The organism is Pseudomonas sp. NPDC087614 (assembly GCF_044743485.1).
In the GTDB taxonomy this organism is placed as follows: Bacteria; Pseudomonadota; Gammaproteobacteria; order Pseudomonadales; family Pseudomonadaceae; genus Aquipseudomonas; species Aquipseudomonas baetica_A.
The window spans coordinates 11,987-28,229 of record NZ_JBIUWN010000072.1 but is presented as its reverse complement, the minus strand read 5'-3'; the positions used below and the strand labels follow the sequence as shown (position 1 = coordinate 28,229).

Genomic DNA, 16,243 nt, shown 5'->3' with positions numbered 1-16,243 from the left:
GCCTGATCAAGGCCTCCGACGCGGTGATGGTTGCCCGTGGTGACCTCGGTGTGGAAATCGGCGACGCCGAACTGGTGGGCATTCAGAAGAAAATCATTCTGCACGCACGCCGCCACAACAAGGCTGTGATCGTGGCGACCCAGATGATGGAGTCGATGATCCAGAACCCGATGCCGACCCGCGCCGAAGTGTCCGACGTGGCCAACGCCGTGCTCGACTACACCGACGCCGTGATGCTTTCGGCCGAATCCGCCGCTGGCCTGTACCCGCTGGAAGCCGTGCAAGCGATGGCGCGCATTTGCGTCGGCGCTGAGAAGCACCCGACCGGTAAAACCTCCAGCCACCGCATCGGCAAGGAATTCACCCGCTGCGACGAAAGCATTGCGCTGGCGACCATGTACACCGCCAACCATTTCCCGGGCGTCAAAGCGATCATCGCGCTGACCGAAAGTGGCTACACCCCGCTGATCATGTCGCGTATCCGTTCTTCGGTGCCGATCTACGCCTACTCGCCACACCGCGAGACTCAGGCGCGTGCGGCGATGTTCCGTGGCGTGTACACGATTCCGTTCGACCCAGCCTCGCTGGAACCGCACGAAGTCAGCCAGAAGGCCATCGACGAACTGGTCAAACGCGGCGTTGTGGAAAAAGGCGACTGGGTCATCCTGACCAAGGGCGACAGCTACCACACCACCGGCGGCACCAACGGCATGAAGATCCTGCACGTGGGCGACCCGCAGGTCTGAGTGACCGGATGCTGAAAAAAACCGCCATGTGAATGGCGGTTTTTTTTCGCCCCTGTAAAGGCCGACACTGCAATTATTCATGCGTCAACTGTCAGGTCTTACAGTAAGGAGCCTGCCAAGGTCGATGCCTGCATCCCATCAAGAACGAAAGAAGGCCTTGCCTTCCTGAAGCCAAACAGATGAGAGCCAGCGGCACCCCATCGAAAAAGCACTGTATCGGATGGCGCTGAACGGTACTGCGGACGCTACCTTCGGCAACAATGGTTTAGTCATCGTCGATCTACCGGCCACCCGCTGCGCATCAACACCTGCAACTGACCGTCAACCCAATAACGATCAGGCTCAGGCATCAGTAATGCCCGATGGCAAAATCCTTTTGCTGCAGAACCTGGACAGCCCATTCGGCGTCATCACTGTGCTGAACAGCGATGGCTCGCCGGACAAGATTTTCAACAAAACGGGTTATCTGAGCGCTGGTAAAAAAAAGGAATACTTTGCAATTCATCAATTGGCCTTGCAGCCCAATCAACGCGTTTTTGCCATCGGTGAAGCTTCTGCAAGCGTCAGAAAAGGATTGCTGATCAGTCGAGAGCCAAACGGCAAAGCCAATATTCAGTTCAACCGCACACAACCGCTCAAGACAGTGCTCGACTATGCAGAAACCGGGTGGCTTGCGGGCACAGCGCAGAGCGACGGAAAACTTCTCGTGGCAGGGAGAGCAGACTTGCCGATGGAGGCCACACGGAACGTTGTGATCGCTCGCTTGATCAGTGACGGCACACTCGACAGCTCATTCGGCAAAGGCACCGGCTCCCTGCGTTTCCCGCAGACCACGGGCTCATCACCCGCCATCGCGTTCATGCCTGACAACGTACTGTTTTTCAGTTGGACAACCGATACGAACATCAAAATCATGCGCGGCCTGCTTGGTTGAAGGTATGCAATCTCCTCTGACAACCTCTTCAACCATGGGTATCGATGGCGTCAGGATATGGGTCCACCTGACTTTCTGAAAAATAAGCCCCGCCATTTGAATGGCGGGACTTTTTGCGTCCGGGTCAGGCAGGTGTGGCGCCTGTGCCGGCCTCATCGCTGACACAGCAAGCGTAAATCACAGAGTGACATCCCCCGTCTACTGTCAGACCTGACAGTAGACGGGGGATGGTGAGGGGTAGCTACTTGAGTCGCCCCCATACTCAAGGACAGCCACATGAACCACTCAGATCGATCTGTGCAGGCCGCAGGGTCGCTTGATGAAAGTTTTGCAGATGCAGGTATTTTTCGTCTCGACCTCGCGCAATTGGGCTCTGAAACAACCATCCTCGGCGTCACCACAGCCCCGGAGCACCTGTATTTCACCGGTCAGATACGACGTGGCGTCACCCATTCGCCCTACCTGCTGGGGCGCTTGCTGGCTGACGGAACGCTGGACAACCGCTTTGGCACGAATGGCGTCGTGACCGGTTTTTTTGCCGGAACAAACGAGTCCCGGGGGAACGCCGTGAGCGTTCTCAGTGACGGCAAAATTCTCGTGACCGGGTCTGTAGGAGGCGCACGTGATCCGGCATTGGCCCGATACCTGCCCGACGGAACGCTGGACGTCGAATTTGGAATGGCGGGGCATGTCGTACTTCCGCGACCTCAAGAGCTCAATGCCCTGATGCTCATAGACGTGGGGGGAGGTAAAGATCAGAGCGTGCCGGCAAACGTCTTGCCCCTCGACAATGGAAAAATCCTGATCGTAAATTCTTACGTCATCACTCATCTGGCGGACACCCGCGCCTTTATTTTCCAGCTCAACAACGATGGTTCGCTGGACACTTCTTTCAATGACAAGGGGTATGTCCAGGTCATTTATCCGGGTGCCGATCCTGCTGACGTCAAAGTGCATGGCGGTTTGATCGATCAGGACGGCAACATTGTCGTCTGCGGCCAACTGGCGCCACGCTCAGGCACGTCGGCGCCTCTGTTCGCGCGCTACGGACTCAACGGCAGCCTCGATCAAGGCTTTGGCAATGGCGGGTTTGTCATTGTGCCAGTGTCGGAGTCCGCCAGACTGGTGGCCATTATTCAACAACCGAACAACCGTCTGCTGGGCATCGGCAGAACCGAAACGCCCCAAGGTCTCTTGATCGGTCTGGAACCGGATGGCAGCGCCAATCTCCAGTTCAATCGAGGTCAACCCTTGCTCACCCGATTGAATAATGAGCCCACCTACTGGGCCGGCGGACTCATGCAACCGGATGGCAAGATCGTTTTGATAGGCAAGCAACTGGATGAAACAGCGCCAGCCGTCGTCGCAAGAATACTCAGTGACGGTTCGTTTGATACAACATTCGCGGGCATCGGTTGGATGGGTACGGACGTTGGCGGCAGAACAACTTTCTACGCTGTCACGCTACAGAAGGATGGAAAGATCGTAGTGGCAGGAACCGGGACTACCCCGCAGTTTCAAGGTCAGGTACTGCGCTTGCACGGACTTGGCTGATTGTCACTTCAAGCGAGCAGAAAGCAAAAGCCCCGGCCGATGAATGACGGGGCTTTTACATCCTGCATGCGGCGCTCGAAAGGCAGCGCCCCTTGACCGTGAGGCGCGGCACGCACAACGAACAAACCAGTGTCAACTGTCAGACCTGCCAGTAGACCCGGCAGGATGATGGGGAGCTACTAAAGCCGAAAACAATCCATTCAAGGAGCGTTACATGGCCACTCCAAGCCCATCAGTCCGACAAGCCGGTTCACTGGATGAAAGTTTTGGTGAGAAAGGCATTTGGCACCTGAACATCCCTAACCTGCGGTCGCAAACCACACTTTTAGACGTTACAGCGCAATCCCCTTCGACACTGGAACGCCTTTATTTTACTGGCGATGCTTTTCATGATTCCGGAGGGCACTACATATTGGGCCGCTTGTTGCCTGAAGGATCGCTGGAAAAATCGTGATCGCGGGCTTTCTGTCAACGTCGGTGACTCAGGGCGTGATCCTTCGTTTCCACGGGAAGAGTTGAAGCCGACACACAGTCTGTCTGCAATTCAATGTCGCCCCGTCATGTGAATGGTGGGGCTTTTGTCTTTCTGATCCCAGAGGGGTTTTGACTGATCAAATGCAATCGCGAGCCTGCTCACTACAGGGGAATGAATTTCAGATTGGGGAGGACGCTTGCTCCCGAAAGGCCGCTACCGTCAGCGAAAATTCAATGCCGCTTGATAAACCCGGTCAACGCCGCCAGCGCTTCGGGTGAGCGCAACCGCTGAGTAAACAGTGCGCCTTCCTCTTCGATCACTTGGCTGATCTGCTCGCGATCCGGCGCTTTCATCAATTGTTTGCTGATGCGCACCGCTTCGGGCGGTAATTCGTCGAAGCGCAGCGCCATCTCCCGCGCCTTGGCCAATGCCGCTTCGCCGCTGCCCAACGCTTCGCTGGCAATGCCCCAGGCCGCGGCCTGCTCACCGCTGAAACCTTCACCGAGCAACAACAACTCTGCTGCTTTGGCCTGGCCAAGCAAGCGCGGCAGGATCAGGCTGGAGCCGAACTCGGGGCATAACCCAAGGTTGACGAATGGCATGCACAACCGTGCATCGCGACTGACATAGACCAGATCACAATGCAGCAACAGCGTGGTGCCGATGCCCACCGCTGCGCCGGCCACAGCGGCGATCACCGGTTTTCGGCATTCGAGCAGGCCCTGCATGAAGTGGAACACCGGGCTGTCGAGGTCACTGGGCGGTTGCTGGATGAAGTCGGCGATGTCATTGCCGGCCGTAAAGCATTCGCTGCTGCCGGTGATCAGTACGGCGTTGATTTCAGGATCACTGTCGGCCTGCTTCAACGCCTCGGCGAGACGGCTGTACATGGCGCGGGTCAGGGCGTTTTTCTTGTCCGGGCGATTGAGGCGCAGGGTCAGTAAACCGCGCTCGCGTTCCAGCAGGATGGCTTCGGTCATGGCGTGTCTCACGTCTGATGGATCAGCGCTCAACCACGGCTGAAGAATACGTCGGCCAGCAGTTGATTGCGCGGCAATCCGGCCAGGTACAGACGCCGGGCGAAGGCGTCGACACTGGCCGTCGAGCCGCAGACTAAGGCCAGGGTTTGCCGGGAAACAAGGCGCAGTTGCGCCAAAGCGGCGGGCGCCTCGGCCGCCGTCCATAGCTCGACGGTCAGGTTTTCACGCTGGGTGGCCAGTGCGCCAAGGGGTTTGGCCAGATAATGCTCACTGGCGTCATGGGCCAGGTGAATGACGCGGATGGCGCCCTGGTGATCCTGACGCAGCGCTTCACGCAAGACACCGAACAACGGGCCGAGGCCTGTACCCGCCGCCAGCAGCCACAACGGTCGGGTATGCCAGTCGGCGTCGTATTGCAACGTACCACCGCGCAGTTCGCCGAGGCGGATCGGGTCGCCGATCTGCAGACAACGTGCCGCGTCGCTGAACTCCCCGGGCTGGCGGCAATCGAGGTGAAACTCCAGAAAACGGTCTTCTTCCGGCAGGCTGGCCAGCGAATACGGACGTGCGATGTGATTGATCCACAACACCAGATGTTGCCCGGCGCTATAGCGCAGCGGGCGCTGCGGACTCAGGCGCAAACGCAGAACGCTGTCGCTCAGCCAGTCCAGCGCCTCGACAACTGCCGGGCGTCCGTCCGTCGCCGGATCGAAGGTGTGCACCTGCAAGTCTTCGACAACCTGGCACTGACAAGCCAGCCGCCAACCCTGCTGGCGCTGTTCGGCACTCAAGGCATCCGGGCGATTGTCGGCCGGCAGGCCTTGCACGCACTGCACCAGGCAGGCATGACAACGGCCGGCGCGGCAGCTATATGGCACCGCCACGCCGTTCTGATTGAGGGCATCGAGCAGGTTGCTACCCGCCGCTACCGACCAGTTCTGCTGACCCACACGAAGCTCAGGCATCTACGTTCTCCCAGGCTGCCGCACAGCGATTGCGCCCGTCACGCTTGGCTCGATAGAGCGCCTGGTCGGCGCGCTGCAAGGCGTCATCCAGATCATCGCCCAAGGTCAACAGGGTCATGCCGGCCGAGAGGCTGAGATCACGCACATTCACGCCGACCAATTCGACGTCGGTAAAGGCCACGCGCAGACGCTCGCAGCAGGCGGTCAGGCGTTCGGCGTCGCAGTCGGGCAGCAACACCACGAATTCCTCACCACCATAACGCGCCAATACGTCGCCGTCGCGCAGACACGCTTGGGCGACACCGGCAAAGGCCTGCAGCACCTGATCGCCGGCGGCGTGACCGTGCAGGTCGTTGATGCGCTTGAAATGGTCGAGGTCGATCAGCGCCAGGCCGTGCACCGCTTCGCTGTCCATCGCATTCAGTTCACGCGAGGCCAGACGCAAAAAGTGTCGACGATTGAACAGCCCGGTCAACTCGTCGGTGGCGACCAGGTCTTCGAGCTGGCGCATCATCCCGCGCAAGGTGTCCTGATGTGCCTGCAAGGCAAACCGGCGCTGGCGTATGCGTTGACGCGAAACCTGAACAAAGCGCGCATAAATCACCAGCCACGCCAGCACCATCGCCAGGATGCACACTTGCAGCACGGCGAGCGCTGGCTCCGGCAGGCGGAAGTGGTAACCGTCCCACAGGGTAATCGCGCAGAAACTGAAGAACACCAACAGAGCACAGCGGATGAACGCCCGTCGGCTCAGATGAAACAGACCGAACAGCAGGATCAGCACGTAGAACACCAAAAACGCGCCCCGGGCCTCGTCCAGGTGAGCGATCAGCCACGTCTGCCAGCCGAGCCCGAGCAGCACTTGCGCTTCGGTGAGGCTGGGGTCGGCAAAACGCATATTGCGTCCGCTCCAGAACAGGCCGAACAAGGTGGCTTGGCTGATCACCACCAGCACACTGCCGATGGTCACAGCACGCAGGGACTCGCCGAAATGACCGGTAAAAAACGCCAGCCACAGCAGCAGCAAAGCCAATCCATAGGTGGCTGCAGCGAGGGCGAAGCGTTTAAGCAAAAGACGTTGAATGGCGTTATGGGTCAATCGTTGACTCACCGTGCGTTTGGAGGCTGACCGAGTGTCCTACCCTACAGACCGGCTGCCACTTTAGTGGCGTAGTCGATAAATGACCATTGATTTTCGGGCCGGATAATTGGCGTCAAAAGCGTGGCCTCAAAAGCCCCTCACCGCCCTGGGAGACAGGGCCCGACTGAGGGGCAAGGATCTCGATTTGCCAATGAAATCCCCCGCCCCCCCATCAAGCCATTCGACCAACGAATGAATCCCGGCGCGTGTATGCCCCACCGAGGCGCGGTATACTGCCGCGCCTTTTTAGCGTCGCGCCAGCAGCCCCGGCGTGCCCGGCCCAAAGGGCCAGCTTCAAGTTGCAAGCTCAAGGCCGCAAGCTCAAACAGTCCACGTACTGCCTTTGACTTGCCGCTCGAAGCTCGAAGCTCAAAGCTGCCCTATTAAAATGTTCCCGTCTTTTAGAGGAGCGCGACTCATGACCGTGATCAAGCAAGACGACCTGATTCAGAGCGTTGCCGACGCCCTGCAGTTCATTTCCTATTACCACCCCGTGGATTTCATCCAGGCGATGCACGAAGCCTACCTGCGCGAAGAATCGCCAGCGGCCCGTGATTCGATGGCGCAGATCCTGATCAACTCCCGCATGTGCGCCACCGGCCACCGCCCGATCTGCCAGGACACCGGTATCGTCACCGTGTTCGTGCGCGTCGGCATGGACGTACGCTGGGATGGCGCCACCATGGGCCTGGACGACATGATCAACGAAGGCGTGCGCCGCGCCTACAACCTGCCGGAAAACGTCCTGCGTGCCTCGATCCTCGCCGACCCGGCGGGCGCTCGTAAAAATACCAAGGACAACACCCCGGCCGTGATTCACTACTCCATCGTCCCGGGTAACACCGTGGAAGTGGACGTGGCGGCCAAGGGCGGCGGTTCCGAGAACAAATCGAAAATGGCCATGCTCAACCCGTCCGACTCGATCGTCGACTGGGTCCTGAAGACCGTTCCGACCATGGGCGCTGGCTGGTGCCCACCGGGCATGCTCGGCATCGGCATCGGCGGCACCGCCGAGAAAGCCGCGGTCATGGCTAAAGAAGTGTTGATGGAATCCATCGACATCCACGAACTCAAGGCCCGTGGCCCGCAGAACCGCATCGAAGAAATGCGTCTGGAACTGTTCGAGAAGGTCAACCAGTTGGGCATCGGCGCCCAGGGCCTCGGCGGCCTGACCACCGTGCTCGACGTGAAGATCATGGACTACCCGACCCACGCCGCCTCCCTGCCGGTGTGCATGATCCCGAACTGCGCTGCCACCCGTCACGCGCACTTCGTGCTCGACGGTTCCGGCCCGGCTTCGCTGGAAGCGCCACCGCTGGACGCCTACCCGGAAATCGTCTGGGAAGCCGGCCCGTCGGCCCGTCGCGTCAACCTCGACACGCTGACTCCGGAAGACGTGCAGAGCTGGAAGCCGGGCGAAACCGTGCTGCTCAACGGCAAAATGCTCACCGGTCGCGACGCCGCGCACAAGCGCATGGTCGAGATGCTGAACAAAGGTGAAACCCTGCCGGTCGATCTGAAAGGTCGCTTCATCTACTACGTCGGCCCGGTTGATCCGGTCGGTGACGAAGTGGTGGGCCCGGCAGGCCCGACCACCGCGACGCGGATGGACAAGTTCACCCGTCAGATCCTTGAGCAAACCGGTCTGCTGGGCATGATCGGCAAGTCCGAACGCGGCCCGACCGCGATCGAGGCGATCAAGGACAACAAAGCCGTGTACCTGATGGCGGTCGGCGGCGCGGCTTACCTGGTGGCGCAAGCGATCAAAAAGTCCAAAGTGCTGGCGTTTGCCGAACTGGGCATGGAAGCGATCTACGAGTTCGAGGTCAAGGACATGCCGGTCACCGTTGCGGTGGACAGCAAAGGTGAGTCGGTGCACATCACCGGTCCTGCGATCTGGCAACAGAAGATCAGCCAAAGCCTGGCGGTAGAAGTGCAGTAAGCGCTTCGCCTCCATGAAAACGGCCGGTTCATCCCATGGATGATCCGGCCGTTTTTTGTTTGAACAAACCGAACGCGATAAAAACTCCGTCAATGCATACAAAATGATCTTGCGCACCTGTCAGATCTGACAGGTTCATTTCAATGCCTTTCTTGTTAGCGTCAGCCCATTCACGCCCACCCCGTGCGCAATGGATTCGACCATGCCTGATCAGCAAGAATTGAGCATCACCACACCCTCCATCGCCAAAAGCGCATCGATCGCCACCATCGGCAAAAGTTGGGGCGCTGTGGGCCCGACCGGAGCCGCCTCGTTCGAGTTGCCGATTCCGACGTCTGCCGGGCGGGGCTGGGATCCTAAGTTCTCGCTGAGTTACAGCAGTCAGAGTGGCAACGGTCCATTCGGCCTTTCCTGGCAGCTGGCCGGCGTGGGTCAGATCAATCGCAGAACCAACAAAGGCGTGCCACGTTATACCGATCACGACGAGATCGTTGGTACCGATGGCGAAGTGTGGATGCCGGAGCTGGATGAAAACGGTGAAATCAAATTCCGTGAAGAAAACACCTACAACGGCGTCGACATCGGCCCGTACAGAGTGGTGCGTTACTGGCCGCAAATCGAAAGCGACTTTGCCTTGCGCGAGCGTTGGCAGCGGCAGACCCGAGAAGCCGATCCACCGGTTTTCTGGCTGATACACGGCGCCGACGGCTCACTGCACCTTTACGGCAAGACCGAAGCGACACGCGTCGCCGACCCCGACGCTCCCGGACGCATCGCCGCTTGGCTGCTGTGCGAAAGCATGAACGCACGTGGTGAACACATCTGTTTCGAGTACAAGGCCGATGATCAGGATCCCGACCCGCTGCATGACTACCGCGCCCAGCGCTATCTGCGCCGCGTGTGCTACGGCAACTTCACGGCCAACAGCAATCTGTACAGCTGGACCACGGACAATCCGACCGAACTGGACTGGCACTTTCATCTGCTGTTCGATTACGGCGAACGCAGCACATCACTGACCGATATTCCTGCTTACGACGGTGACACCCTGAAACCCTGGACAGTCCGCCCCGACCGTTTTTCAACCCATGGTCGGGGCTTTGAACTGGGCACGCGCAGACTGTGCCAGCAAGCGTTGCTGTTTCATCAGTTCTCCAAGGAAAAAACCGAGCAACCGAAACTGGTACGCCGCCTGCTGTTGGAATATCACCAACCGCAAAATATCGCGCAGTGGGCCTACAGCCAGATCAGCGCGGCGCACTATCAGGCATTCGATGCGAGCGGCATTGTCGAAAACACGCCGCCGGTCGAGTTCGACTATGCCCCCTTCGACATCAATAAAACCCCGGCGCGCTTCTTCGAAACCGATGTCCAGCCGAGTATCGAGGACGGTGGTTTTTACCAGTGTGTGGATCTTTATGGCGAAGGTGTGCCGGGTTTCCTCTGCCGTTATGACCAGGCCTGGTACTACCGCGAACCATTGCGTGCGACCAAGGGCACCGATGAAATCGGCTATGGGCCATGGACCGCACTGGAAAAGATTCCGCTCGCCGATCGCAACCGTCCGGTCCAGCAACTGCTGACCGACCTGACCGGTGACGGTCGGCTCGATTGGGTCATCGCGCAACCGGGTATCAGTGGTTTTCGCACCCTGACAGAACAACGCGAGTTTGCCGACTTCGTCCCCTTCGGCAAATTCCCACCAGAGTTTTTCAACACGCTCTCGACACTTGGCGACTTGAGCGGTGACGGCTTGAGTAGCCTGGCGTTGATCGGGCCCAGCTCCGTGCGGTTGTATGCCAACGAGCGCGAACAAGGCTTCGCCGCGCCTGAAGAGGTGCTTCACCAACCCGACGACGACCGTTTGCCACTGTTCAGCAATTCGCGCACAGAACTGGTGCTGTTGGGCAACCTGCTGGGTAGCGATATGCCCGAGCTGTGCCGGATACGCCATGACGAAATCCGCTGCTGGCCGAACCTGGGCCACGGCCGGTTTGGCAAGGGTCGCAAGATCAGCGAGTTGCCTTTCAGCTACGAGCAATTCGATTCATCCCGCGTGCGCCTTGCCGATCTCGACGGTTCCGGTGCCGCATCGCTGATTTATCTGATGTCAGAATCCTTCGAGATCTACCTGAATCGCGGCGGCAACGGCCTGGAGCAAATACCGATCAGCGTGCCGTGGCCCGACGGCGTACGTTACGACCGCTTCAGCCAAGTGAGTTTTGCCGATCTGCAGGGCCTCGGTTGCGCCAGTCTGATCCTGACGGTGACGCACATGCAGCCGCAGCATTGGCGCTACGATTTCGTTTCGGCCAAGCCGTATCTGTTGACCAGCAGTAACAACAACATGGGTTGCAGTGCCAGCGTGGTCTACCGCAGCTCGGCGCAGGAATGGCTGGATGAAAAACGCCGCTTGCCCAGCCTTAGACGTTTTCCGGCTTGCCACTTGCCGTTTCCGGTGGCAGTGGTCAAAAAGCAGCAGCAACTGGATGAAATCACTGGCAACTGCCTGACGCAGCGCTTCACCTGGTGCGAAGGTTTTTACGACCGCGTTGAGCGCGAGTTCCGCGGTTTCGGCTTGCTGCAGCAAACCGACAGTGAGAGCGCCAGCAACGATGAGGGAGAAGGCTTCAGCGAGCCGATGCGGGTCTTCACCTGGTTTCATACCGGGCAATCGATGAACCGGTCGCGTGACGACTATTTCAATCACGACGCACATTCGGTGCCACTGGGCGATACGCTGTTCAGCCGATATCACGAGGCGGACGACTGCGAGGAACAGCTGGATTCTTCTGACGCCGACACTCGCTACCAGATCTGCCGGGCACTGGTCGGCTCGGTCACGCGCATCGAGACCTATGCCGATACTGGCGAGGATGTTCCGCGGATCACCACGCCTTATACGGTCGAAGAAATGCGTTATCGGGTGCGTCAAGTGCGCGAGCAAGGCGCCTATGCCGCCGCAGTCTTGCTGCCGCTGGTGGTGGAAAGGATCAGCTACCAGTACGACGGTTTCGTCGATGACCCCATGTGTCGCAACGATGTGGTCCTGCGCTACAACACTTACGGCCAACCGACGCATTCAATCACAGTGAGCTACGCCAGGCGGCTCACCGAAACCGATACGCCACCGTTCGACGATCTTGATCAACAGCAGTGGTGGTACGACGCCCATGACCCGGCACAACGGTCGTTCTACCTCAATGAAAGCCGTTCTGTGTTCATCGATCTGGACAAGGATCCGCAGCATTGGCGTCTTGGTTTGCCCTATCAACAGCGTGGCAATGCATTGGTCTTGTCGTCCAATGGCACACTTCCCACCGGGCTTACACCTGCGCAGGTGTCCTATGAATGCCTGATGGAACATGAGGATTCGGCGTACTGGAATACCGAACGGGTGCTGACCACTCAGTCCGTGCAGCGTTACGTGAGTACCGATGGCAAGCTGCTGGACGATGGCATTGCCGGATTCGAGGCATTGACCGGCCCCATGGAAGTGGCCCAACTGGACAAAACCGCGCTGGACGCTTACAGCGTTTTAGCGGATTTTGACGTACGCGGCGAACTGGAAAAGATCGGTTACCTGCCGATGCCTTTTCTGTTCTGGGAGGACTCCTCGGGCAGCGCCGAGCACAATCTGTGGTCGGCAAATTACAACTGCGCCGAATACGCCGGCCTCGACGGTTTCTACAAGGTGCGCCGCTATCGCGAAACCCTCAGCCATGGCTTCACTCACGCCGTATACGACGCGTATGCGCTGGCTGTCACCCTCGTGGAACTGCCGGATGGCTGTACCACCTGCATCGAGTACGACTACCACGCGCTGCAAGCGCTGAAAATCATCGATGCCAACCTGAACACTCATCAGGCGTTGTATGAACCTTCCAATCAGCCCCTGGCCACCAGTTTTTATGGCTCAGAGAACAACAGGGAAGCGGGTTTCAGGCCACTGAGCGAATACAAACTTCCGCAGGACCGGAGCCCGGCTACGGCAATTGCCAACCCGACCGATGCCGTGCAAAAAGCCGCGAGTACCCTGCGCAAGGATCTGTTCAGCTGGATGGGGCAAATTGCCAACCACACCCACGCCACTACGACATGGATTGCCCGGGGTTATCTGCTGCCCAGCGGCCACATCAGGGCCAGTACACGCCGCCAACTGACCCGGCGCAGCGGCGCCTTGACGCCTGATGAACAGGCGCTGCAAGACGCCATCGCAACAGTGCATCGCGAACCAGTGCACAGCGTGATCCTCAGTGCCGACCGTTACCCCGACGATCCGCTGGCGCAGATCCAGATCACCAAAGCCTGCGTCGACGGTTTTGGCCGGGCTCTGCAAACCCAGCAATTGGTCGACCCGGGCAAGGCGTATGCCGTGGACGACGACGGCTCGCTGATTATCGAGGATGGTCAGATCAAAGTGGTCGATGCCAACCCGCGCTGGCGCATCAGCGAGCGGGTCGAATACAACAACAAAGGCTTGCCCGTTCGTCAGTACCGCGCGTTTTTCGCCAACACCTATACCTACGTCAACGATCAGTCCCTACGCACACTGAGCCATCACGATCAGCTTCGCTATGACGTCAAGGGCCGCCAGGTCGGAATGGTCAATGCCAAGGGCGACTTTTCCCGAGAGACGTACCACCCTTGGTATCACACCAGCGAAGACTTCAACGACACCGCCGAGCTGTCATCGCCAACCAAGGCATCGCAGCCATGATTGCCAACGTGCATCGCCGTACACCTGCACTGGCGGTAAGCGATGCGCGTGGTTTGCCAGTGCGGCAGGTCGGGTACTTGCGCAGTGTGACGGCCGACAGCCCCGTAGCGCTGGTAACCCGTCGGCAGCATGACTACGCCGGGCGTCTGGTCGAGCAATGGGATCCGCGCTTGTCGGCACCCTGCCTGACCACGGTTTACAACCTGGACGGCACGGTATTGAAATCCGACAGCGTCGACGCCGGCTGGCGCCTGACCCTGCCGGGTCTGGCCGGCGAGCCGTTGCGGCGCTGGGATCAGCGCGGTAGCCATTGGCAGACGATCTTCGATGAGCAACTGCGGGTGGTCGCGGTCGAGGAAAATGGCCAACCCGATGTCGACGTTTTTACTTACGCCGACGCCTCGGCCGAAGCCGGATACAACCGTCGCGGCCAGTTGCTGGAACAGAAAGACCGTTCCGGTTCGCTGCTCACGGACAGTTATTCCCTGACCGGCCAGCCGCTGCGGGAAACCCGCACGTTCCACGACGGTGAGCCGTTCACCACTCACCATGTGTTCAGCTCGCTCGGCGCGCTGCTCGAGCAGACCGACGCCGGTGGCCATCGGCGACGCTCGCGCTACGGCCTGGCCGGGCACCTTCGGCAGGTACAACTGTTGATCAGCGGCCAGAGCCAATGGCAGCCCGTGTTGCTTGATGCGCAGTACAACGCCGCCGACCAGATCATCGAGCAGCAGGCCGGTAATCTTGTCCTCAGTCGCTGGACGTACGACCCGGCAGACAGTCGTCTGCACACTCAGTCCAGTCGCAAAGACACCGGCGCAGTGCTGCAAGACCTCGAATATTTCTACGATCCCGTCGGCAATATCACCCGCATCGAAGACCACGCCTTTCAACCACGTTACTTCGCCAATCAGTTGATCGATGGCCACCGCAACTTCACCTACGACTCGCTCTATCGGTTGACCAGCGCCACCGGCTACGACGACGCCCCGCCACCGGACATTCCCGGCCTGCCGCAACCGGGCGACCCGAACAATCGCCTCAACTACACCCAGACCTACCAGTACGACAACGGTGGCAACCTGATCGAACTGTGTCACGTACGCGCCGGCAACAACTCGACCCGGCAAATGTTCATCGATCTGAAGAGCAATCGCGGGGAACGCTGGAAAACCGGCGACGAGCCGCCGGATTTCGACACTTTGTTCGATCGCCACGGCAATCAACTGACCGTGCAACCGGGCCAGCCACTGCTCTGGAATGCCCGCGATGAGCTGGAAAGCGTGATCCTGGTCCAGCGCGATGGCGGTTCCAATGATGCCGAGTACTACGGTTACAGCCAGGGTATGCGCGTGTTCAAGCGCCACGAAACCTTCGCTGCCAACGCCGAACATTTCCACCAGGTGCGCTATCTGCCCGGGCTTGAAATCCGCACCCGCGACAGCGGTGAAGAACTGCACGTCATCACGCTCGGCAACGCCCGCTGCCTACATTGGGCAGCGAAAAAAATCGATGAAATCGCCAATGACCAAATGCGTTACAACCTCGAAGATCATCTCGGTTCCAGCGTGATGGAACTGGATCAAGACGCCGTCATGATCAGCCAGGAAGGCTATTACCCCTTTGGCGAAACCGCGTGGATGGCACCGAACTCGGAAACCACGTACCGCTTCATCCGCTATTCGGGCAAGGAAATGGACGTCAGCGGTTTGTATTACTACGGCGCACGCTATTACGCGCCGTGGTTGCAGCGCTGGATCAGCACCGACGCAGAGCAGGCGGATGGTCTGAATTTATATGCATTCGTGGGGAATAACCCGATCCGTTTTATCGATCCGGACGGTAACACGCGGGCAGAAAGCGTGATCATGCTGTATTCGGCGTTTGCTTCCGCCGTAGAAGGGCACTCCGAGGAAGTACTATGGCAACTACACAACATCATTAATCAAAATGTTGCACTGAACATGGCGGTGAATCTGGCGGGAGAAACCGTCAGAGGTATTGTCGGTTATGAAGGTGGATCTTTGGGCGGCACCCAATTTGACACCCTGTTTCCAGCACTTGAAGTGAAACCGAACGTGTTGAAACCTTCATCGTTGGTCGGTGGCAACATCGGGGGTGATGTCGCTGGGGCCATCCTTGAGCCGGTGGCAAACCATATCGGCCTGCAAGTCGGGCCTTTGATCCCGCAGACCTCGCAAATCTCCGTCAGCGCGATTGATCAAAGCCTGGGGATCGAGGCCCCCGTCAAGGAAATCAATTCATGGAAAGACTTCAAGAGCGAAGTGCTGCATCCGGCACTCAATTCGTTATTCAACCCATTATTTTTAATGAACAGAGTATTCGGGTCAGTGGTGGGGATTATTCCCGGCGCGCTTAATATGGGAAGTCGGGCGCAGGAAGCACAAGACATCAAGAACCGGCTTGACCCGGTGAAAATTGAAAAGATCGAAAAAATGCTCAGCGACTGGAAAGCGGCCATTGAACAACGGTCTGCATGGGCGGAAAACGCTTTTGACGCATTGGGCGTTGACAGTGTTTCGCCTGCCAATGTGCTCCCGAATGTCAATGCCAATACTTCCAGCGAAACGCTGGCCATCATTACGCGCTCTGGCTTGCAACAGAAAAACCGAGCCGTACTCGCCAACATCGCACAGGCTCAGGCCGGACTTGCGCGATACAAAGAGATGGGGACCACTGACAATCTGTACAAAGCAAGACAACGGCATCTTGCATCAAAAAAGCCGGGAAACACCTTGCTCACCAAGTTTAAAAACGGTCACTGA

General features: G+C 58.7%; 10 protein-coding genes. 7 read left to right on the top strand and 3 right to left on the bottom strand.

Translation table 11 applies throughout. From position 1 onward, the window contains the following. The 4 genes from ACIOWA_RS22220 to ACIOWA_RS22205 all read left to right on the top strand — a co-directional run. The coding region (locus tag ACIOWA_RS22220; RefSeq protein WP_401161962.1) for a pyruvate kinase at positions 1–746 on the top strand (746 nt) is incomplete at its 5' end. Between the two features lie 199 nt (positions 747–945). Beyond that, entirely contained in the window at positions 946–1,680 is a 735-nt protein-coding gene (locus tag ACIOWA_RS22215; protein ID WP_401161964.1) for a hypothetical protein, read from the top strand. Positions 1,681–1,956: 276 nt separating this feature from the next. Then, positions 1,957–3,234 carry a hypothetical protein gene (locus ACIOWA_RS22210; protein WP_401161960.1) on the top strand — a complete coding sequence of 426 codons (1,278 nt, stop codon included), beginning with the start codon at positions 1,957–1,959 and terminating at the stop codon, positions 3,232–3,234. A gap of 214 nt (positions 3,235–3,448) precedes the next feature. Further along, positions 3,449–3,688: a hypothetical protein gene (locus ACIOWA_RS22205; RefSeq protein WP_401161958.1), complete on the top strand. Its 240-nt coding sequence runs from the start codon at positions 3,449–3,451 to the stop codon at positions 3,686–3,688. A gap of 251 nt (positions 3,689–3,939) precedes the next feature. Here ACIOWA_RS22205 and ACIOWA_RS22200 read toward each other — a convergent pair whose 3' ends face one another. Genes ACIOWA_RS22200 through ACIOWA_RS22190 form a run of 3 tightly spaced genes read right to left on the bottom strand, consistent with a single transcriptional unit; the run spans position 3,940 to position 6,753 of the window. Then, positions 3,940–4,689, bottom strand: coding sequence for an enoyl-CoA hydratase-related protein (locus ACIOWA_RS22200; protein WP_401161956.1), 750 nt, complete (start codon positions 4,687–4,689; stop codon positions 3,940–3,942). A gap of 29 nt (positions 4,690–4,718) precedes the next feature. Further along, the gene (locus ACIOWA_RS22195) at positions 4,719–5,654 is read right to left on the bottom strand and encodes an iron-sulfur-binding ferredoxin reductase (RefSeq protein WP_401161954.1); all 936 of its coding nucleotides are present in this window, start codon (positions 5,652–5,654) and stop codon (positions 4,719–4,721) included. Next, complete coding sequence (locus ACIOWA_RS22190) at positions 5,647–6,753, bottom strand: GGDEF domain-containing protein (RefSeq protein WP_339434288.1); 1,107 nt, start codon at positions 6,751–6,753, stop codon at positions 5,647–5,649. Before ACIOWA_RS22190 ends, ACIOWA_RS22195 begins: the two co-directional genes overlap by 8 nt. 460 nt (positions 6,754–7,213) lie before the next feature. Between ACIOWA_RS22190 and ACIOWA_RS22185 the strand changes: the two genes are divergently transcribed. The 3 genes from ACIOWA_RS22185 to ACIOWA_RS22175 all read left to right on the top strand — a co-directional run bounded on the left by ACIOWA_RS22185 (position 7,214) and on the right by ACIOWA_RS22175 (position 16,243). Then, positions 7,214–8,737, top strand: coding sequence for a fumarate hydratase (locus tag ACIOWA_RS22185; RefSeq protein ID WP_221730643.1), 1,524 nt, complete (start codon positions 7,214–7,216; stop codon positions 8,735–8,737). A gap of 202 nt (positions 8,738–8,939) precedes the next feature. After that, the gene (locus tag ACIOWA_RS22180) at positions 8,940–13,457 is read left to right on the top strand and encodes a SpvB/TcaC N-terminal domain-containing protein (RefSeq protein WP_401161951.1); all 4,518 of its coding nucleotides are present in this window, start codon (positions 8,940–8,942) and stop codon (positions 13,455–13,457) included. Further along, entirely contained in the window at positions 13,454–16,243 is a 2,790-nt protein-coding gene (locus tag ACIOWA_RS22175) for an RHS repeat-associated core domain-containing protein (protein ID WP_401161949.1), read from the top strand. The genes ACIOWA_RS22180 and ACIOWA_RS22175 overlap by 4 nt, the downstream gene beginning before the upstream one ends.